At 70.3% G+C, this 20,162-nt stretch carries 19 protein-coding genes; 12 read left to right on the top strand and 7 right to left on the bottom strand.

Annotated elements, in window-relative coordinates; genetic code table 11:
* Nucleotides 1-15 precede the first annotated feature (15 nt).
* The 3 genes from purH to purD all read left to right on the top strand — a co-directional run bounded on the left by purH (nucleotide 16) and on the right by purD (nucleotide 3,664).
* A complete protein-coding gene (gene purH, locus OK345_RS10550; protein ID WP_265127932.1) occupies nucleotides 16-1,602 on the top strand; it encodes a bifunctional phosphoribosylaminoimidazolecarboxamide formyltransferase/IMP cyclohydrolase in 1,587 nt (528 codons plus the stop codon).
* A 171-nt stretch (nucleotides 1,603-1,773) separates the two neighbouring features.
* A complete protein-coding gene (locus OK345_RS10545) occupies nucleotides 1,774-2,331 on the top strand; it encodes a hypothetical protein (RefSeq protein WP_265127931.1) in 558 nt (185 codons plus the stop codon).
* 46 nt (nucleotides 2,332-2,377) lie between these two features.
* Nucleotides 2,378-3,664 carry a phosphoribosylamine--glycine ligase gene (purD, locus tag OK345_RS10540; RefSeq protein WP_265127930.1) on the top strand — a complete coding sequence of 429 codons (1,287 nt, stop codon included), beginning with the start codon at nucleotides 2,378-2,380 and terminating at the stop codon, nucleotides 3,662-3,664.
* A 130-nt stretch (nucleotides 3,665-3,794) separates the two neighbouring features.
* On the opposite strand, the gene OK345_RS10535 is transcribed toward purD, so the two are convergent.
* Nucleotides 3,795-4,790, bottom strand: a complete 996-nt coding sequence (locus tag OK345_RS10535; RefSeq protein WP_265127929.1) for an aldo/keto reductase — start codon at nucleotides 4,788-4,790, stop codon at nucleotides 3,795-3,797.
* Nucleotides 4,791-4,870: 80 nt separating this feature from the next.
* Between OK345_RS10535 and OK345_RS10530 the strand changes: the two genes are divergently transcribed.
* Nucleotides 4,871-5,818 carry a LysR family transcriptional regulator gene (locus OK345_RS10530; RefSeq protein ID WP_265127928.1) on the top strand — a complete coding sequence of 316 codons (948 nt, stop codon included), beginning with the start codon at nucleotides 4,871-4,873 and terminating at the stop codon, nucleotides 5,816-5,818.
* Nucleotides 5,815-6,312: an acyl-CoA thioesterase gene (locus OK345_RS10525; RefSeq protein ID WP_265127927.1), complete on the top strand. Its 498-nt coding sequence runs from the start codon at nucleotides 5,815-5,817 to the stop codon at nucleotides 6,310-6,312. Before OK345_RS10530 ends, OK345_RS10525 begins: the two co-directional genes overlap by 4 nt.
* A 17-nt stretch (nucleotides 6,313-6,329) precedes the next feature.
* Here the strand turns inward: OK345_RS10525 and OK345_RS10520 are convergent, their stop codons facing one another.
* Nucleotides 6,330-7,628: an amidohydrolase gene (locus tag OK345_RS10520; RefSeq protein ID WP_265127926.1), complete on the bottom strand. Its 1,299-nt coding sequence runs from the start codon at nucleotides 7,626-7,628 to the stop codon at nucleotides 6,330-6,332.
* A 332-nt stretch (nucleotides 7,629-7,960) separates the two neighbouring features.
* On the opposite strand from OK345_RS10520, the gene OK345_RS10515 reads away from it, so the two are divergent.
* From OK345_RS10515 to OK345_RS10490, 6 genes are all read left to right on the top strand, one after another.
* Nucleotides 7,961-10,033, top strand: a complete 2,073-nt coding sequence (locus tag OK345_RS10515; protein ID WP_265127925.1) for a TonB-dependent siderophore receptor — start codon at nucleotides 7,961-7,963, stop codon at nucleotides 10,031-10,033.
* Nucleotides 10,034-10,198: 165 nt separating this feature from the next.
* A complete protein-coding gene (gene yccS, locus OK345_RS10510; protein WP_265127924.1) occupies nucleotides 10,199-12,412 on the top strand; it encodes a YccS family putative transporter in 2,214 nt (737 codons plus the stop codon).
* Between the two features lie 68 nt (nucleotides 12,413-12,480).
* A complete protein-coding gene (locus OK345_RS10505) occupies nucleotides 12,481-14,403 on the top strand; it encodes an MFS transporter (RefSeq protein WP_265127923.1) in 1,923 nt (640 codons plus the stop codon).
* 90 nt (nucleotides 14,404-14,493) lie between these two features.
* Nucleotides 14,494-14,847, top strand: coding sequence for a TM2 domain-containing protein (locus tag OK345_RS10500; protein ID WP_265127922.1), 354 nt, complete (start codon nucleotides 14,494-14,496; stop codon nucleotides 14,845-14,847).
* Between the two features lie 30 nt (nucleotides 14,848-14,877).
* The gene (locus OK345_RS10495) at nucleotides 14,878-15,198 is read left to right on the top strand and encodes a CD225/dispanin family protein (RefSeq protein WP_265127921.1); all 321 of its coding nucleotides are present in this window, start codon (nucleotides 14,878-14,880) and stop codon (nucleotides 15,196-15,198) included.
* A gap of 41 nt (nucleotides 15,199-15,239) precedes the next feature.
* Entirely contained in the window at nucleotides 15,240-15,623 is a 384-nt protein-coding gene (locus OK345_RS10490; RefSeq protein WP_265127920.1) for a DUF2752 domain-containing protein, read from the top strand.
* Nucleotides 15,624-15,807: 184 nt separating this feature from the next.
* On the opposite strand, the gene ampE is transcribed toward OK345_RS10490, so the two are convergent.
* The 5 genes from ampE to OK345_RS10465 form a co-directional block, all read right to left on the bottom strand.
* Complete coding sequence (ampE, locus tag OK345_RS10485) at nucleotides 15,808-16,701, bottom strand: regulatory signaling modulator protein AmpE (protein WP_265127919.1); 894 nt, start codon at nucleotides 16,699-16,701, stop codon at nucleotides 15,808-15,810.
* A 96-nt stretch (nucleotides 16,702-16,797) separates the two neighbouring features.
* Nucleotides 16,798-17,703: an NAD(+) diphosphatase gene (gene nudC, locus OK345_RS10480; RefSeq protein WP_265127918.1), complete on the bottom strand. Its 906-nt coding sequence runs from the start codon at nucleotides 17,701-17,703 to the stop codon at nucleotides 16,798-16,800.
* 61 nt (nucleotides 17,704-17,764) lie between these two features.
* Nucleotides 17,765-18,154 carry an iron-sulfur cluster insertion protein ErpA gene (gene erpA / locus OK345_RS10475; RefSeq protein ID WP_265127917.1) on the bottom strand — a complete coding sequence of 130 codons (390 nt, stop codon included), beginning with the start codon at nucleotides 18,152-18,154 and terminating at the stop codon, nucleotides 17,765-17,767.
* A gap of 31 nt (nucleotides 18,155-18,185) precedes the next feature.
* Entirely contained in the window at nucleotides 18,186-18,620 is a 435-nt protein-coding gene (locus OK345_RS10470; protein ID WP_265127916.1) for a bactofilin family protein, read from the bottom strand.
* A gap of 2 nt (nucleotides 18,621-18,622) precedes the next feature.
* A complete protein-coding gene (locus OK345_RS10465; RefSeq protein ID WP_265127915.1) occupies nucleotides 18,623-19,354 on the bottom strand; it encodes a DUF6776 family protein in 732 nt (243 codons plus the stop codon).
* 176 nt (nucleotides 19,355-19,530) lie between these two features.
* Here OK345_RS10465 and OK345_RS10460 point away from each other — a divergent pair, with 176 nt between their 5' ends.
* On the top strand, nucleotides 19,531-20,160 hold the full coding sequence (locus OK345_RS10460) for a DUF4126 domain-containing protein (RefSeq protein ID WP_265127914.1): 630 nt from the start codon (nucleotides 19,531-19,533) through the stop codon (nucleotides 20,158-20,160).
* Nucleotides 20,161-20,162 lie beyond the last annotated feature (2 nt).

Below are 20,162 nucleotides of genomic sequence, written 5' to 3'. Positions count from 1 at the left end.
TCCCACCTGTCCCCCATGTCCGCTGATTTCCTGCCCGTGCGTCGGGCCCTGCTGTCCGTTTCCGACAAGACCGGCCTGATCGACCTGGCCCGCGCCCTGGCCGCCCGCAACGTCGAGCTGCTGTCCACCGGCGGCACCGCCAAGGCGATCCGCGAGGCCGGGCTGCCGGTCAAGGACGTGTCCGATGTCACCGGCTTCCCGGAAATGATGGACGGCCGGGTCAAGACCCTGCACCCGATGGTGCACGGCGGCCTGCTCGGCCGTGCCGGCACCGACGACGCGGTGATGGCGCAGCACGGCATCGCCCCGATCGACCTGCTGGTGCTGAACCTGTACCCGTTCGAGTCGGTGACCGCGCGCGCCGACTGCACCTTGGCCGAGGCGGTGGAGAACATCGACATCGGCGGCCCGGCGATGCTGCGCAGCGCGGCCAAGAACTTCGCGCGCGTGGCGGTGGCGACCGATCCGTCGCAATACCCCGAACTGCTGGCCGAACTGGACGCCAACGACGGCCGACTGTCGGCGCGGCAGCGCTTCGCACTGTCGGTGGCCGCGTTCAACCGCGTGGCCCAGTACGACGCGGCCATCGGCAACTACCTCTCCTCGGTCACCGACACCGCTACCACGGTGCCGGCGCGCCAGGCCTTCCCGGCGCAGATGAGCTCCACCTTCGTCAAGGTGATGGACCTGCGCTACGGCGAGAACCCGCACCAGCAGGCCGCGTTCTACCGCGACCTGCACCCGGCCCCCGGCTCGCTGGCGACGTTCACCCAGCTGCAGGGCAAGGAACTGAGCTACAACAACATCGCCGACGCCGATGCGGCGTGGGAATGCGTGCGCCAGTTCGACGCGCCGGCCTGCGTCATCGTCAAGCACGCCAACCCGTGCGGCGTGGCGGTGGCCGCCGACGTCGGTGCCGCCTACGAACAGGCCTACGCCACCGACCCGACCAGCGCCTTCGGCGGCATCCTGGCCTTCAACCGCACCCTGGACGCGGCCACCGCGAAGACCATCCTCGACCGCCAGTTCGTCGAAGTGCTGATCGCCCCGGACTATGAGCCGGCCGCGCTGGACTACGCGACCAAGAAGGCCAATGTGCGCGTGCTGCGCATCCCCGTCGCGGCGGCGACGCCGGGCTTCGTCGACAGCAAGCGGGTCGGCTCCGGCCTGCTGCTGCAGAGCGCCGACGACCGCGTGGTGCTGCGCGACGAGTTGAAGGTGGTGAGCAAGGTGGCGCCCACCGAAGCGCAGTTCGCCGACCTGCTGTTCGCGTGGAAGGTGGCCAAGTTCGTCAAGTCCAACGCCATCGTCTATGCCAGGGACCAGCGCACCATCGGCGTCGGCGCCGGGCAGATGAGCCGCGTGTACTCGGCGCGCATCGCCGGCATCAAGGCCGGCGATGCGGGCCTGGTGGTGCCGGGCTCGGTGATGGCTTCCGATGCGTTCTTCCCGTTCCGCGATGGCCTGGATGCCGCCGCAGAAGCCGGCATCAGCGCGGTGATCCAGCCGGGCGGCTCGATGCGCGACGCCGAGGTGATCGCCGCGGCCGACGAGCACGGCATCGCCATGGTGTTCACCGGCGTGCGGCATTTCCGCCACTGATCCGCTCGGCGTTCGACCGTCGGGATCCGCAGCGACCACGTGCCGGCCAGGTATGCAAGGGCGTTGCCCACCGCCTGAAGCCGGCATGCGCCGCCCGCGGCTGCGTTTCGCCTGGCCGAAGACGCTGCGCTATGCTGGCGCGCCCCACGGTCAACGCAACGGCACGAACGCATGACGTACAGCGACCTCGACATCGACGCGATACGCGAACGGCATCGCACCCTCAATGACGAGGCGCTGCGACGCATCGCCGCCAGCGACGACGATGGATATGCCGCATCGGTGCGCCGCTTGGCGCGCGAGGAACTGGCCGAACGTGGCATCGTCATGCCGGCCACCCCGGCAGCGCCGCAACCGCGGGCGGCGACGAAACACGCATCGGCGGCTCCTGCGGGCATGGAGAAGGCCAAATGGATCGGCTACATCGGCATCTCGATGGTGTTCTTCAGCCTGCTGATGCTGGGCGGCACGCTGGGCCTGGCCACGCGCACCAAGCTGGGATATTTCTTCGACTGCTTGTGGAGCTTCTATCCCGCTTGCTCGGTGTCATACACGCATGCGACCAGCCTTCACCAGGAGTCCGGCCGCCTGTTCGCCATCGGCGGCCTGGCATTTGCGCTCCACCTGGCCGTCGGCCTGGGTTTCCATCTGTCGCTGCGCAAGCTGATGGTGTGGTGGGGGGTATTGGTCGCGTTGTGCGCCATCAACCTGGTTTCCCTGTTCACCTGAGACGCGATCGTCTCCTCCTCCGGTTCCGATCCCCATGTCCACGTCCATGAAAGTCCTCGTCATCGGCTCCGGCGGCCGCGAACACGCCCTGGCCTGGAAGCTGGCGCAATCGCCGCGCGTATCCGAGGTGATCGTCGCCCCCGGCAACGCCGGCACCGCGACCGAGCCCAAGTGCCGCAACGTCGCGGTCAAGGTCACCGACCTCGACGGCCTGCTGGCGCTGGTACGGGCCGAAGGCATCGGCCTGACCGTGGTCGGCCCGGAAGTGCCGCTGGTGGCCGGCGTGGTCGACCGCTTCCGCGCCGCCGGCCACCGCATCTTCGGCCCGACCGCCGCCGCCGCGCAGCTGGAGGGCAGCAAGGCCTTCGCCAAGGATTTCCTCGCCCGCCACGGCATTCCCACCGCGTTCTACGCCGTGCACACCGACGCCGATGCCGCGCTGGCCTACGTGCGCGACAAGGGCGCGCCCATCGTCATCAAGGCCGACGGCCTGGCCGCCGGCAAGGGCGTGATCGTGGCGACGACGCTGGAAGAGGCCGAGGCCGCGGTGCGCGACATGCTGTCGGGCAACGCCTTCGGCGATGCCGGCGCGCGGGTGGTGATCGAGGAATTCCTCGAAGGCGAGGAAGCCAGCTTCATCTCGATGGTCGACGGCCGCACCGCGCTGCCGATGGCCACCAGCCAGGACCACAAGCGCGTGGGCGACGGCGACAGCGGCCCCAACACCGGCGGCATGGGCGCCTATTCGCCGGCGCCGGTGGTCACCCCCGAGGTGCACGCGCGGGTCATGCGCGAGGTGGTCGAGCCGACCGTGGCCGGCATGGTCGCCGACGGCGCGCCGTTCACCGGCTTCCTCTATGCGGGTTTGATGATCGACGCCACCGGCGCGCCGAAGGTGATCGAGTTCAACGTGCGCTTCGGCGACCCGGAGACCCAGCCGGTGATGCTGCGGCTGCAGTCGGACCTGGTCGAGCTGGTCGAGGCCGCCATCGACGGCAGGCTCGACGCGGTGCAGGCGCAGTGGGACCCGCGCCCGTCGCTGGGCGTGGTGATGGCCGCCGCGCCGTACCCGGAATCGCCGAGGACCGGCGATGCGATCTCCGGCCTGGATGCCGTGCCGGCCAGCGCCAAGGTGTTCCATGCCGGCACCGCGCTGGACGCCGCCGGCAACGTGGTCAGCGCCGGCGGCCGCGTGCTGTGCGTGGCCGCGCTGGGCGACAGCGTGTCCGATGCGCAGCGCAACGCCTACGCCGGGGTGGAGGCGATCACCTGGGCCAACGAGTTCCACCGCAACGACATCGGCTGGCGCGCGATCGAGCGCGAACGGCAATAGACACCCATGCCCCGTAGAGCGGAGCTTGCTCCGCTGGGAGCTTGCTCCGCTGGGAGCTTGCTCCGCTGGGCGCTTTCCCGGTAACACTCCAGCGGAGCAAGCTCCGCTCTACGGCGTTGTTGTTTCTGCCTCAGCGGTGCACGCTGCCGATGCTGGCGGCCGGATAGCGCGCGCCGGCGGCGGCATCGACCGGGAACACCGCGTCGATGCGAGCCAGGTCGTCGGCCTCCAGCGCCACGTCCAGCGCGCCCAGGTTCTCCTCCAGGTAGGCCACGCGCTTGGTGCCCGGGATCGGCACCAGGTCCTCGCCCTGCGCCAGCACCCAGGCCAACGCCAGTTGTCCGGGCGTCACGCCCCTGGCCGCCGCGATCGCCCGCACCTGCTCCACCAGCGCCAGGTTGCGCGCGAAGTTGCCGCCCTGGAAACGCGGCGAGTTGCGGCGGTAGTCGCCGGGCTCGAAATCCTCCGGCGTGCGGATCGCGCCGGTCAGGAAGCCGCGGCCCAGCGGCGAGTACGGCACGAAGCCGATGCCCAGCTCGCGCACGGTCGCCAGCACGCCGTTCTGCTCCGGCTCGCGCGACCACAGCGAATACTCGGTCTGCAGCGCGGTGATCGGGTGCGTGGCGTGCGCGCGGCGGATGGTTTCCGGCGCGGCCTCGGACAGCCCGAGGAAACGTACCTTGCCCTGCTCGACCAGCCGCGCCATCGCGCCGACCGTGTCCTCGATCGGCACCTGCGGGTCCACCCGGTGCTGGTAGTACAGGTCGATGTGGTCCACGCCCAGCCGCTTCAGGCTGGCTTCGCAGGCGGCCTGCACGTATTCGGGGCGGCCATCGACGCCGCGCGCCTGCGGGTCGTGGGCGTCGAGCAGCACGCCGAACTTGGTGGCCAGGAACACCTGCCCGCGGCGGCCGGCGATGGCACGGCCGACCAATACCTCGTTGGTGTGCGGGCCGTACATGTCGGCGGTGTCGAGCAGGGTCACGCCGCGCTCCAGCGCGCGGTGGATCACCGCGATCGCGGCCGCATCGTCGCCGCGGCCGCCGTAGAACGCGCTCATGCCCATGCAGCCCAGGCCGAGGGCGGAGACGGTGGGGCCGTTGCGGCCGAGGGTACGGGTCTTCATTGCCAGCTCCGGTGGAAGAGGGGGAGGCCACTGTAGGCGGTGGCCCGGCCGCGGATAAACCCGGATAATCCGCATTCGGAATGAAGCCCGACTTCACAATCGACCCCTCGCTGCTGCCGGCGCTGGCCGCGTTCGCCTGCGTCGCCCGGCACGCCAGCTTCAGCCGCGCCGCGACCGAGCTGGCGGTGTCGCCGTCGGCGCTGTCGCAGACGGTGCGCAGCCTGGAGCGCCGGCTCGGCACCCGGCTGCTGCACCGGACCACGCGCCGGGTCGGCCTGACCGAACCGGGCGAGCGCCTGCTGCGCGAGACCGCGCCCGCGCTGGCCCGCATCGGCGGCGCGCTGCAGGCGCTGGAGCAGACCCGCGACGTGCCGGCCGGGCGCCTGCGCGTCACCGCGCCGCGGATCGCCGTCGAGCGGCTGGTGCTGCCGTTCCTGCCGGCGTTCTGCGCCCGCTACCCGCAGGTCGAGGTCGAACTGGAAGTGCAGGCGGCGCTGACCGACCTGGTGGCCGAGGGCTTCGATGCCGGCATCCGCCTGGGCGAGTCGCTGGCCGACGGCATGGTCGCGGTGCCGCTGGGACCGCCGCAGCGGCTGGTGGTGGTCGGCGCGCCGGACTACCTGCGGCGGCATCCGCCGCCGGCCACGCCCGAAGCGCTGGTCGGGCACGCCTGCATCCGCTACCGCCGCAGCGACGGCCGGATCATGCCCTGGGAATTCACCCGCGACGGCCACGACTTCAGCGTCGAGGTCCGCGGCACGCTGGTGTTCAACGACAGCGGCCTGGGCCGGCGCACGGCGATCGCCGGGCTGGGGCTGGCGCAGGTGTTCGAGGCCGCCGCCGAGCAGGACGTCGCCGCCGGCCGGCTGCTGCGCCTGCTCGACGGCTGGCAGCCGCCGTTCCCCGGCTTCCACCTGTACTACCCTTCGCGCGAGCAGCTCGCGCCCAAGCTGCGCGTGTTCGTCGATTTCCTGCGCGCGGCGAACATGCCACCCTCGAACCCATCGCCACCGGCTCCTTCCGCATGACCCCAGGCAGCGCCCAACTGAGCATGACCGTGCTGATGACGCCGGACATGGCCAACTTCTCCGGCAAGGTGCACGGCGGCGCGCTGCTCAAGCTGCTCGACGAAGTCGCCTACGCCTGCGCCAGCCGCTACGCCGGCAGCTACGTGGTGACGCTGTCGGTGGACCAGGTGACCTTCCGCGAGGCGATCCAGGTCGGCGAGCTGGTCAGCTTCCTGGCCTCGGTCAACTACACCGGCCGCAGCTCGATGGAAGTGGGGATCAAGGTCATCACCGAGGACATCCGCGCCCGCGCGGTGCGCCACACCAACAGCTGTTTCTTCACCATGGTCGCGGTGGACGAGGACGGGCGGCCCACGCCGGTGCCGCCGCGCGAGCCGCACACGCCCGAGGAACGGCGCCGGTTCGAGCAGGGGCGGCAGCGCCGCGAGATCCGCCAGGAACTGGAACAGCGCTACCGCGCCATGCGTGCCGCGACGGCGTCGCAGCCCGCCTAGGCGCGCCGGCGCCCGCCTCAGCGCGGTGTGCCGCCGGCGAGATGGTCCAGCGCCACCTGCAGCAGCGCGCGGCTGCCGACCTCCAGCGCCGCCTCGTCCGGCGCGTAGTGCGGCGAGTGGTTGATCGGCATCGTCGCCGGGTCCTTGTCCATCGGGGTGGTACCGACGAAGAAGTACGCGCCCGGCGCCACGTTGGCGAACTGCGAGAAGTCCTCGGCCACCGTCACCAACGGCATCTCGACCACGTTGTCCGCCCCCACCGCCCGCTGCAGCGAGGCGGCGACGCCGCGCGCCAGCACCGGATCGTTGACCGTGGCCGGCGCGTTGCCGAGCACTTCCAGCTCGGCGCTGCCGCCGCCGGCATGGGCGTAATCGTCGGCGATGCGGCGGAAGCGCGCGATCACGTCCTCGCGCATGGCCGGGTCGAAGGTGCGCAGCGTACCGACCAGCACCGCCTGGTCGGGGATGATGTTGAAGCGCACGCCGCTGTTGAACTGGCCGGCGGTCAGCACCACCGGGGTGGCGGCGATGTTCACCTGGCGCGCGATCATGCTCTGCGTGCCCAGCAGGATCTGCGCGCCGATGGTGATCGGGTCCACCCCGTCCCACGGCCGCGAACCGTGGGTCTGGCGGCCGCGCACGGTCAGCGTCCACTCGTCGGCGCTGGCCAGCGACGGCCCGCTGCGGAAACCGACCTGGCCGGTATGCAGCCCAGCCCACACGTGCAGGCCGAATACCGCGTCGGGCATGAAATCGGCGAACACGCCTTCGTCCAGCATCATCTTCGCCCCGAACGGCGCGCCGGGTTCGGCCGGGCCTTCCTCCGAAGGCTGGAACACGAACATCACCTCGCCCGGCAGCGTGTCCCTGCGCGCCGCCAGCGCCTGCGCCACGCCCAGCAGGATCGCCACGTGCATGTCGTGGCCGCAGGCGTGCATCACCCCGACCGGCTGCCCGCGGTAGGTGGTGGTCGCGGTGGAGGCGAACGGCAGCCCGGTTTCCTCCTTCACCGGCAGCGCATCCATGTCGGCGCGCAGCGCGATGCGCGGGCCGGGCCTGCCTCCCTTGAGCACCGCGACCACGCCGGTATGGGCCAGCCCGGTGCGCGGCTCCAGGCCCAGCGCGCGCAGCTGGTCGGCGACCAGTTGCGCGGTGCGCACTTCCTGCCCGCCGAGTTCGGGATGCTGGTGGATGTCGCGGCGCCAGGCGCTCATCTGCGGCTGCAGCGCGCGCATGTCGGCCGGCGGCGCGCCATCCTGCGCGGGGGCGGCGGCCGGCAGGGCCAGCAGCAGGGGAAGCAGGTAGCGCAGGTGCATGGCCGGGCTCTCCAACGGGCAAACCCCGATGTTACCCGCGGCAGGACGGCGACCGGTCCACGCCCGGGATACGGCGGCCTGCGGCAGGCACAGGCTCGCCGCCCGCGGTTTTCCGTTGACCGCCCGCCCACAAAAGAGAACAATTCTCATTAGCCAGTGTCTACGCCGCCTGCGGCGATCGCTCCCGAGTCCTCGGGAAGTTCCGCGACCCAGCCATCCCTTCCCCACCGCTTTCCCTGATGGCGGACGGTCAGCGGCTGTCCGCGGAGGATCGATCGATGCACCTGCTGGCTTCCCCCACTCCTGCCGTCCACCGGCCGGCCCCCCGGCGCATGCCCCGCGCGGCACTGCTGGCCGCCGCGCTGCTGCCGCTGCTCGCCCAGGCGCAGCCGGCAACCCCCGACCGCAGCGACGACGCCACCGACCTGGACGCCATCCGCGTCACCGCCGAACGCGGCCGTTCCAGCGCCGGCGCGCTGGGCGAGCGCGCGATCGTCGACACTCCGTTCTCGATCACCCGCGTGGACAGCGCGCAGCTGCAGGACCGCCAGGTCAACTCGCTGGCGCAGGCCTTCATCGCCGACCCGTCGGTCTCCGGCAACGTCGGCGCCTACAACAGCAGCTGGCACAGCACCATCGCCGTGCGCGGCCTGCGCCTGCACGAGAGCACCAGCTTCAAGCTCAACGGCACGCCGCTGTACACCTACGGTTCGCAGTGGCCGTACGAGATGATGGAGCAGGTGCAGCTGCTCAAGGGCGCGGCCGGCTTCATGTACGGCTTCGGCGCGCCGGGCGGCATCCTCGACTACATCACCAAGAAGCCCACCGACACGCCGCTGACCAGCCTGACCCTGGGCTACCGCGACGGCGGCGTGTTCAGCGCGCACCTCGACAACAGCCGCCGCTTCGGCGAGGACGAACGCTTCGGCTACCGCATCAACGCGGTGCAGGAGAACGGCGACACCTACAACGACAGCCATATCGACCGCAGCATGCTCGCGCTGGGCTGGGACGCGCGCCTGGGCGAGACCCTTGCCTGGACCGCGGACCTGGTCTACCAGAACCGCGAGCTGGAGAACGAATCGCCGGTGGTGTACTTCGCCAGCTACACCGACGGCGTGCTGCCGCGGCGGCTGGATGCGCGCCGCAGCCGCGCCATCCACGACACCTACTACAACGTCGAGACCCAGGCGGCGATGACCGCTCTGAAGTGGCGGATCGGCGAGCAGTGGAGCGCGCGCCTGGACCTGAGCTACAGCAAGTACCGCTCGGCGATCAACAAGATCTGGGACTACGTGCAGAACCGCGAGGGCGACACCACCACCTACATCTACGACCTGGGCAACCGTGCCGAGAACTACATGGCGCAGGCGCTGCTCGAGGGCCAGATCGAAACCGGCGCGGTGCGCCACCAGCTGGTGGCCGGGCTGGACTGGCAGCAGGCCGACAGCGGCTGGGCGCGGGTCAACAGCTGGAGCGTGCTGGGCTACTCCAACCTCTACCTGCCCAGCGGGCTGGAGTACCACAGCAGCCATTCGCGCGACACCTACCGCGGCAGCCGGGTCGAGCAGGCCTCGGCCTTCGCCAGCGACACGCTCCACTTCGGCGAGCACTGGCAGGCGCTGCTCGGCCTGCGCCACACCCGCTACCGGCAGGACAGCTGGAACCCGGCCGGCGCGCATACCGGCAGCTACGAGAAATCCGCGACCACGCCGACGCTGGCGCTGCTGTTCAAGCCGCGCCAGGACCAGACCCTGTACGCCAGCTACGTGGAATCGCTGGAACGCGGCAGCACGGCGGGCATCCAGTACGAGAACCGCAACGAGCTGCTGCCGCCGCTGGAAAGCCACCAGTACGAGCTGGGCTACAAGATCGACGCGCCGCGCTGGGGCGTGGACGCGGCCGTATTCCGCATCGAGCGCGGCGCCGGCTACGGCAATGCCGACAACTACTACGTGCAGGACGGCGAAGTCCGCTACGAGGGCGTGGACGTGGGCGGGCGCCTGCAGCTGCTGCCCGGCTGGACCGTCGGCGCCGGCGCCACCTGGCTGGACGCCGAGTTCCTGCGCACCGCACCCGCGGTGCTGGGCAACCGCCCGCACCTGACGCCGAAGTTCCAGGCCACGCTCAACAGCAACTACGAACTGGCCGCGGTACCGGGCCTGAGCCTGCATGGCGCGGTCAAGCGCTACGACGCGGTCATGTACGAGGACGACAACCTGCTGGAACTGCCCGGCTTCACCCTGGTCGATGCCGGCGCCAACTACCGCACCCGCTGGAACCAGCGTCCGGTGACCTTCCGCGCCGAGATCACCAACCTGGGCGACCGCCGCTACTGGACCCGCGACGGCAACGGCTACGGCGAGCCGCGCACCTACGCGCTGAGCGTGCAACTGGAACTGTGAGCTTTCGTGCGGCGGCACGCACCGGCAGGGGTTTCCCTCCCCGCTCCTGCCCGCGTGCCGCCGTACCCCGACGACGCGCGCCCGCGGCACGACTTGTGCGGCTGCCCGCCATGGACGGGCGACCGCGGGCGATAATGGCGCATGCCGCCGCCGCGCCTTTCGCCGATGCCCGCAGTCGAATCCCGCCTCAGCCGCCTGTGGGCCCATGAGAAGGCCAGCTACGGGCTGCGGGTGTTCATCGCGCTGACCACGGTGCTGGCGGTGTGCTGGCAGCAGCAGATGCTGCAGGCGATACCGGGGCTGTTCCTGGGCATCATCGCCAGCGCCATCGCCGAGACCGACGACAACGTATGGGGCCGCAGCAAGTCGGTGCTGCTGTCGCTGCTGTGCTTCGCCGGCGCCGCGGCGGCGGTGATCGCGCTGTTCCCGCATCCGCTGCCGTTCGCCGCGGCGCTGGCGCTGGCGGCGTTCGCGCTGACCCTGCTCGGCGCGCTGGGCGAGCGCTACGCCTCCATCGCCCAGGCCACGGTGACGCTGGCCATCTACACCATGATCGCGCTGGACCAGCTCGGCGGCGGCGGCCCGTCGCTGGCCTGGCGCGAGGCCGCGCACCTGCTCATCGGCGCGGCCTGGTACGGGCTGCTGTCGATCCTATGGACGGCGCTGTTCGCCAACCGCCCGGTGCGCGAGCGGCTGGCGCGGCTGTTCGTGGAGCTGGGCCGCTACCTGCGGCTGAAGGCGGCGTTGTTCGAACCGGTGCGCGAGGACACCCTGCAGGCGCGGCGGCTGGCGCTGGCCGAGCAGAACGCACGGGTGGTGGCCGCGCTCAACGCCGCCAAGGGCGCGATCCTGGCCCGCTTCGGCCGCTCCGGCCGGCCCGGCGTGCAGTCCGGGCTGTACTTCCGCCTGTACTACATGGCGCAGGACTTCCACGAGCGCGCCAGTTCCTCGCACTACCCGTACGAGGCGCTGACCGAGGCCTTCTTCCACAGCGACGTGCTGTACCGCTGCCACCGCGTGCTGGAGATGCAGGGCAAGGCCTGCGCGCGGCTGGGCGAGGCGATCCGCCTGCGCCAGCCGTTCGTCTACGGCGAACATACCCGGCAGGCGATGGCCGACCTGGACGCCTCGCTGGCGTTCCTGCACACCCAGCACACCCCCGGCTGGCGCCGACTGCTCGGCTCGCTGGAACTGCTGTGCAGCAACCTGCGCACGATCGAGCGGCAGCTGTCCGAGGCCTCGCTCGCCGACAGCACGCTGGACAACATCGACACCCGCCTGCGCGATTCCACCCCGCACACCCTGGGGGAGATGGCGCTGCGCCTGCGCCAGCAGCTCACGCCCGGCTCGGTGCTGTTCCGCCATGGCCTGCGCGTGGCCATCGCGCTGGTCTGCGGCTACGCGCTGACCCACCTGCTGGACGTGCGCAACGGCTACTGGATCCTGCTCACCACCGTGTTCGTCTGCCGCCCGCACTACGGCGCCACCCGCCTGCGGCTGGTGCAGCGCATGGCCGGCACCGTCGTCGGCCTGGTCGCCACCTGGGCGCTGATGCAGCTGTTCCCCGGCACCGAGGCGCAGCTGCTGCTGGCGTTGCTGGCCGCGCTGCTGTTCTTCGTCACCCGCAGCGACCGCTACCTGCTCGCCACCGCCGCGATCACGGTGATGGCGCTGGTGTGCTTCAACCTGCTCGGCGACGGCTTCGTGCTGATCTGGCCGCGCCTGCTCGATACCCTGATCGGCTGCCTGATCGCCGCCGCCGCGTCGTTCCTGATCCTGCCCGACTGGCAGGGCCGGCGCCTGCACCTGGTAATGGCCAACGTGGTGGCCAGCTGCGCCCGCTACCTGCAGGAGGTGCTGGGGCAGTACCACAGCGGCATGCGCGACGACCTGCCCTACCGCGTCGCCCGCCGCGACATGCACAACGCCGACGCCGCGCTCTCGGCCGCGCTGGGCAACATGCTGCGCGAGCCGGGCTACCTGCGCCGCAACCTGGACGCCGGCTTCCGCTTCCTGGCCCTGTCCAACACCCTGCTGGGCTACCTGTCGGCACTGGGCGCGCACCGCGTGCGCCTGGACGGCTACGGCGACGATGCGCTGATCGGCCAGGGCGGCGAGCACCTGCGCCAGGCGCTGGAACGGATCGCCGCCGCGCTGTCGGCGCGGCAGCCGCTGCCGGCCGCCGACGAAAGCGCCGATGCCGCCCTGGCGCAGGCGCTGGAGCAGATGCCCGACGAGCTCGACGGCCGCCTGCGGCTGATCCGCACCCAGCTGGCGCTGATGCTGCAATTGCTGCCGCGGCTGCGCGAGGCCGCCAATGCCGCCAGCGCACCGCAACCGCCCGCACCGGCCGCGGCCGCCCCCGCGCTGCCGGGCTGAGCGGCCGGACGCCGACAAGCCGGACGCCGCCGGTGTCTGCTAGGCTGCGGCGCAACCAAGGAGGGCCGATGTCCGGTCATAGCCAGTTTTCCCTGCTGCGGCAGCGCCGCTTCCTGCCGTTCTTCATCGTCCAGGCGCTGGGCGCGTTCAACGACAACGTCTACCGCCAGGCGATCATCGGCCTGCTGTTCTTCCTGGGCGTGGACGACGACCAGCGCACGCTCTACACCAACCTGGCACCGGCGCTGTTCATCCTGCCCTACTTCCTGTTCTCGGCCATCGCCGGGCAGATCGCCGAGAAGCTGGAGAAGCAGCGGCTGATCGTGATCACCACGACGATGGAGATCGCGGTCATGTCGCTGGCCGCCATCGGCTTCCTCACCCAGAGCATGCCGGTGCTGCTGGTGGCATTGTTCTGCACCGGCATGCAATCGACCCTGTTCGGCCCGGTGAAGTACTCGGTGCTGCCCTCGATCCTCAAGCCGGAGGAGCTGACCGGCGGCAACGGCCTGGTGGAGATGGGCACCTCGCTGTCGATCCTGACCGGCATGATCGTCGGTGGCCTGATCTTCCAGGTCGCCGGCAGCCACGGTCCGGCGACCGCGGCCACCGTGGTGATCGCGCTGGCGGTGGCCGGCAACCTGGTGGCGCGGCGGATCCCGCGCGTGGACGCCGGCGCCCCGGACCTGAAGATCAACTGGAATCCGCTGCCCGAATCGGTGGCGGTGCTGCGCATGGCCAGGAAGCAGCTGGCGGTGCGCAACGCCATCCTCGGCGTGTCGTGGTTCTGGTTCGTCGGCACCGTGCTGACCTCGCAGCTGCCCAGCTATGCGGTGGTCAACCTCGGCGGCGAACCCACGCTCTACATCTTCGCGCTGGCACTGTTCTCCATCGGCACCGGCACCGGCTCGCTGCTGTGCGAGAAGCTGTCGGCGCGCACCGTCGAAATCGGCCTGGTGCCGTTGGGCGCGTTCGGCATGAGCGCGTTCCTGCTCGACCTGTATTTCGCCCGCGCCGGCACCGCCACCGCGCAAGGCCTTTCGCTGGCGCAGTTCGCGCAGCAGCCGGGCAGCACGCGCATCATCGTCGACCTGCTCGGCATCGGCCTGTTCACCGGCTTCTTCGTGGTGCCGCTGTTCGCGCTGATCCAGAGCCGCACGCCGAAATCGGAGATGTCGCGCGTGTTCGCCGCTCTGAACATCCAGAACTCCGGCTTCATCGTGCTGGCCGCGGTCATCGGCCTGCTGCTGCAACTGAAGCAACTGACGCTGTTCGGCCACACCGTGCCGATGCCCGGCCTGAGCATCCCGCAGCTGTTCCTCGCGCTGGCCATCGCCAACACGCTGGTGGCGATCTGGATCTTCAGCATCGTGCCCGAGTTCCTGATGCGCTTCCTCAGCTGGCTGATGGTGCGCACGCTGTACCGGCTGCGCGTGCGCGGCATCGAGGCCAACGTGCCCGACGAGGGCGCGGCGCTGCTGGTCTGCAACCACGTCAGCTACATGGACGCGCTGATCCTGGCGGCGGTGGTGCCGCGCCCGGTGCGCTTCGTCATGTATTACCGGATCTTCAACATCCCGGTGCTGCGCTGGATCTTCCGCACCGCCAAGGCCATTCCCATCGCCAGCCCGAAGGAGGACGCCGGGCTGATGCAGCGCGCCTTCGACGCGGTGGACGCGGCACTGGCCGAGGGCGAGCTGGTCTGCATCTTCCCCGAGGGCGCGTTGACCAGGGATGGCGAGATGGCGCCGTTCAAGTCCGGCGTGGAGAAGATCCTGCAGCGCCGCGCGGTGCCGGTGGTGCCGATGGCGCTCAAGGGCATGTGGACCAGCATGTGGAGCCGTCGCGACAGCCGCCTGGGCCGGATGCGGGTGCCGCGGCGCTTCCGCGCGCACGTCGAGGTGGTGGCGGCCGCGCCGCTGGATGGCGCCGCGGCCGACGCGGCGACGCTGGAACGGCAGGTCAGGGAACTGCGCAACGACGAGGCATGAGCCGGTGGTGCTTTACGGCGCACCACCGCTGTCGCTAGGCTAGCGGCGATAATGGCCGCCGGGGGCGCGGGCATCCGCCAGGCGACCGTCATGACTTTGAAGCAGGGGAATCCGATGCAGTCTCAACCGCCTCCGCCCGTTCCCGTGGCGGAAAGCGTCACGCCCACCCAGGTCCACCACTACTACCACCCGCACAAGTCCGGCGGTACCGCCGCGTTGCTGGAGGTGTTGCCGGGGTTCTTCTTCCAGACCTTCGGCATCGGCCACATGTACGCGGGCAACGTCGGTACCGGGCTGCTCTTCATGTTCGGCTACTGGGGACTGCTGTTCGTCAACGTATTGCTGATGTTCGTCTTCATCGGTTTCATCACCGCGCCGCTATGCTGGATCCTGGCGATGATCGTCTCGCCCCTGACCGCGGCCAATTCCTGCAAATCCCGCTGAACCGCTTTTCCCTCAACCCAGGAGATTTCCATGAGCAGCGTCCCGCCCGTCGGCACCGCCCCCGGCAGCATTCCCAACCACCTTGCATGGGCGATCGTCGCCACCGTGCTCGCCACCTGCCTGTGCTGCCCGCTGGGCCTGGTGGGCATCGTCGCGATCGTGTTCTCGTCCAAGGTCAACTCGCTGCTGGCCCAGGGCGACATCGACGGTGCCCGTCGCGCCTCGGACAACGCCAAGACCTGGTGCTGGGTGGCCACTGCGCTGGCGATCATCGGCCTGCTGATCAACATCGTCTACTTCGCCACGGTCGGCACCACCGGCTACATGGAAATGCTGCAGCAGTACCAGTAAGCGCACGCATGACCAATGCTCCACGACCGTTGAAGGTCGCAATGCTGGCGGGGGTCGCGATCGCGATCCCCGCTGGCGTATGGCTGTTGTGGAACTTCGATCCCAACGCCGAAGGCAATCCCTTCCCGCCGTGCATGTTCCGCGCCTTCACCGGCTACTACTGCATCGGCTGCGGCCTGACCCGCGCCCTGCACGCGCTGGTGCACGGCGACATCGCCGGCGCCTTCGCGATGAACCCGCTCGCGCTGCTCACCCTGGCACTGGTACCGCTGCTGGTGGCCTGGTCCCATGGCTGGCAACCGCGCTGGTTGCAGCCGCTGATGAAGGTGGTGATGGAGCCGAAGCTGTGGCTGGTTCTGTTGCCGGTTTACTGGGTCGCCCGCAACCTGCCCTGGTTCCCGTTTACCCTGCTCGCGCCGGGCTGAGCGCAAAACACCCTGCCGGCGGAAACGCTTCCGGCGCGTGGCGACGCGTCCGTCAGGATCGGCGCCTTCCGCTCGAAAAGGTCGCGACTGACGTCGCTCCTACAGATGGCAGGAATGCAATGTGGGAGCGACGTCAGTCGCGACCGAAGGGGAACCGACGGCCGCTGAGGCGAACGGCGCCTCTTCAACTCACCCAGCCGGCGATGATCAGCAACGCCAGCAGCACCAGCCACAGCAGCAGCATCCGCCAGACCAGGCCCATCACGTCGCGCAGTTCCGGCAGTCGCCGCCAGACCGGCGCGATGCCGGCATCGGCGTAGTCGTGCGCCTCCTCGCGCAGCTCGGCGCTGACGCTGGCGCGGGCCACCGCCCCCAGGAACGCGGCCGACAGCGACCAGCGCCCGCCTTCGGCCGTGCGCCAGGCGGTGAATACCGTGTCGAAATTGCCCACCAGCGCGATCGACAGCGCCATCAGCTGCGCCACCGGCCACTCCATCACTTCCAGCGCGCGCCGCGCGCCGCGGCCGTTTTCCACCGGCAGCAGTACCGCGAACGGCCCTTCCACCACCAGCGCCAGCAGCCGGTACGCCACCGCGCCCACCGGCCCCAGCAGCAGGAACCAGAGCAATGTGGCGAACCAGCGCCGCAGCGCGTTGAACATGGTCGCCTCCACCAGCGACGGCACGTCCTGGTGCAGGCTGCCGCCTGCCGCCTGCAGCTGGGCGATGGCGGCATGCCGGGTGGTGGCATCGTCGGCATCGATCACCGCCTCCACGTCCCGGTCCAGGTCGCGCGGCCCCCAGCACAGGGTCATGACCACCACCCCGAACAACAGTGCCGGCAGGCCCAGCCACCAGCCGTCCAGCAACCACTGCAGCAGTGCCACCGGCAGCAGCAACGGCACTATCGCCAAGGCGATGCCGTAGCGGCTGCGCCAGAAGCTGCCCTCCCCGCCCTGCGCATCCAGCCAGCGCACCCAGCTGCCGTACCAGTCGAAGCGGCGCAGCGACGCCACCAGGGCCGGTGCCACATGGCCCAGCACCAGCGCGACGATCACCGCGACCAGGGTCGTGAACATGGAAATCCTCCTGGCTCGATTCTAGTCCGTGGCCGTCAGCGCTTCGTATGCGGCAACGCTGCCGCGGCGGGATGGGCCAGGCGCGGGCAGGCCGGCTCAACCACGCGTGCGATGGTACCAATGCTCGATCAGGCTGCGTGCGATGGAGATCCTCGGCGGCAGCAGGATGCCCTGGCCATCGTCCTCGTGTTCGCGGCGCAGCGCAGCGGCCACCTCGTCGACGGTGAACCAGCGCGCGTCCTCCAGTTCGCCGTCCACGGTCGGCGCGTCGTCCTCGGCGCTGGCGCGGAAGCCCAGCATCAGCGCGCCGGGGAACGGCCATGGCTGGGTACCCAGGTAGCGGCACTCGCGCACCCGCACCCGGGTTTCCTCGAACACCTCGCGGGCCACGGTCTGCTCCAGCGATTCGCCCGGCTCGACGAAACCGGCGATCACCGACCAGCGCCGCGGCGCCCAGTTCGGTTGCCGGCCCAGCAGCAGCCGGCCATCGTTCTCGACCGCGACGATCACCGCCGGATCCACCCGCGGATAGTGTTCGTTGCCGCATTGCCGGCAATGGCCGACGAAGCCGCCGCGGTCGAATGCGACGGCGCCGCCGCAGACGCCGCAGAAGCGGGTCCGCGACTGCCAGTAGGACATGCCGCGGGCATAGCAGAACAGGCTGGAGTCGGCGGCCGGCCAGCTGGCCGCGGCCTGGCGCAGGTCGACGCGGCGCGGCGCCTGCACCGGCACCGCCTCCGATTCCAGCGAAAAATGGGCACGACCCTCGCGCAGCCCGAGGAAGATCGCCGTGCCCGGGCCGCCGCCCAGTTCCGCGCCGGTCAACGGCAGCGGGCGGCCTTCGTCATCGGCGTAGGCGTTGCCGTCGTGGTCCAGTACCAGTATCCGCGCCGCGGGCCACAGCCCGGCCAGCGCCTCGGCATCTCCGCGCAACGTGTCGGCGCGGTCCAGCGGCTCGCCTGCAAAGGCGTAGCCGGCAAACTCCAGTGATGTGTTCGGCATCCGGCAGAGCGTGCCGGCAAAGCGTGGCAGCCGCAACCCGCCGCCCGCAGGCGGCGCGCCGTCACACCGTGAAACTGCTGCCGCAGCCGCAGGTGGTGCGGGCGTTGGGATTGCGGATCACGAACTGGGCGCCGGTCAGGCTCTCGCTGTAGTCCACTTCCGCGCCCATCAGGTACTGCAGGCTGAGCGGATCCACCAGCAGGGTGACGCCATCGGTATCGACCGCCAGATCGTCCTCGGCCCGGTTCTCGTCGAACTCGAAGCCGTACTGGAATCCGGAACAGCCGCCGCCCTGGATGTAGACGCGCAGGGCCAGGGCATCGTTGCCTTCGTCCTGGATCAGCTCACGCACCTTGGCGGCGGCGGCCGCGGTGAAATTCAACGGACGGTCCAGCGACTGGTAGTCGGGCGCGGCGGCCGGCGCACCGGGCAGGGAGACAAGCGTACTCATGCGCCCAGCATGGGGGCGGCCGACGGCCGATTCAAGCGCTGGAGGCAGCCAGCTTCAGCGCGGCCTTTTCCTCGCCGGCGGCCGGCGACGGCAGCGCGGTCACCGACGTGGTGTGGATCAGGCGCCCGGTCAGCTGCGCACCGGCGCTCATTTCCACCACCTGGTAGTGGACATTGCCCGCGACCCGGGCGGTGGACGTCAGTTCGACCCGGTCGCTGGCGTGCACGTCGCCCTCGAGGCGACCGCTGAGCACCACCACCGAGGCGCGTATCTCGCCCTCGATGCAGCCCTGCTCGGCCAGCGTCAGGGTGGCATTGGCGCCGTCCTCGGCCACCACCTTGCCCTCGATGCGGCCTTCCACGTACAGCCCGCCGCTGAACACAATGTCGCCGCGGATCACCACCTGCGGACCGATCAACGCGTCCACGACGAGATGGCCATCACGGCCGGACTTGCTACCGAACATACCTACTCCCCTCTGCCGCTGCCGGCGAGTTTCCAATCGAAATTCTGGGTCGCGGCCCCACCCGGGCCACCCAGAGAGACTCTCACACGTTGCGGGGTGAAATCCTTGGGCAGCATCACGCTGCCGTTCAATTGCTGGAAATAACGGAACGAATACTCCTGCCCCGGCACTGCCTTGCGCTGGTGCAGTTCGTCCCAGCTGACCGTGGTCAGCTTGCCGTCCTTCACCCCCTCCACCGAGAAGCGCATCTGCCCCTGGCTGATCGCACCGCGGTTGAGATTCTGGGTCAGCACCACGCTGTAGTGCCAGGTGCCGGCGGCTTCCGGGGAGAACTCCGCGGAATGGACGCTGAGCCCCTTGCGCTGGCTGGTGGCGCCGACCAGCCGCTCGTAGAAGGCGACATCGGCGCGCAACCCGGCGATTTCCTCGTCGCGCTCGGCCAGCGAGGCCTGCACTTCGGTATTGGCCGCGCGGCTGATGCGGTCGGACGCCTGCAGCGTGGCCTCGCGCTGGCGCAGCTCCTCGATGGTGCGCTGCTGTTCGGCCAGCTGGCGCTCGCTCTGGCGCAGCCGCGTACCCAGGTCGCCCGCGTCGGCCGCGGTGAACCGCCCCAGCAGCCCGGCCAGCAGCAGCGACAGCAGCCAGGGCACGGCGATCGCGGCCACCCACCAGCGGCGGCTGCGCTGTGCGCCACGGTGGACGATCTGGAAGCGCGATGAAGGTCGGTCGTTCATGACGGGATCCGGCGCGCCGTCCACAACGGACGGGGGTCGCCACCGCTCCTTTGGAAAATGACGGGCTAGTGTAATGCCAGCCGGGCCGGCCACCGCCGCGCGCCGGCTGGCAATCGCCCCGGGCATCATCGATAGTGTCGCTCCTGTCCGGCGTATTCCTGCGCGAAGCTGCGACCATGACCGAAGCCCACCTGTTCGTCATCGGCATCCTGCTGGCGTGGCTGGCCGGCATCCGCGTATACCTGACCGTGTTCGGCGTCGGCCTGGCCGGCCTGCTGGGCTGGGTCGAACTGCCGCCGGCGCTGCAGGCCACGCAGTCGTGGTGGGTGCTGGGCACGTCGGCCGCACTGGCCATCGCCGAGTTCTTCGCCGACAAGATCCCCGGCGTGGATTCGATCTGGGACCTGCTGCAGACCCTGGCCCGGGTACCGGCCGGGGCGTTCCTGGCCGCGGCCACGCTCTCGCCCGACGGCGAACTCAGCACCGGGGTGCTGGCCGCCGGTGCCGGGGTCGCCCTGGCCAGCCACGGCCTGAAGGCCGGAACGCGGGCCTTGCTCAACACCTCGCCGGAGCCGGCCAGCAACTGGGTGGCCTCGCTGGCCGAGGACACCGTGGTGGTCGGCGCGCTGGCGCTGGCGCTGGCCCATCCCTGGCTGGCGCTGGCGTTCGTGCTCGCCGCCAGCCTGACCGGCGCGCTGCTGGTCTGGCTGGCGTGGCGGATGCTGTCGCGGGGTGTACGCTGGCTGTTCGGCGCCCGGGCAGGCACGCCGCCAGCGACGCGTGGCGGGCATTCGCTGCCACCGTAGGC

Source organism: Xanthomonas chitinilytica, assembly GCF_026107455.2.
Lineage (GTDB): Bacteria > Pseudomonadota > Gammaproteobacteria > Xanthomonadales > Xanthomonadaceae > Stenotrophomonas > Stenotrophomonas chitinilytica.
Note: the sequence above shows the minus strand (reverse complement) of the source record. Positions and strands in the feature narration are given on the sequence as shown.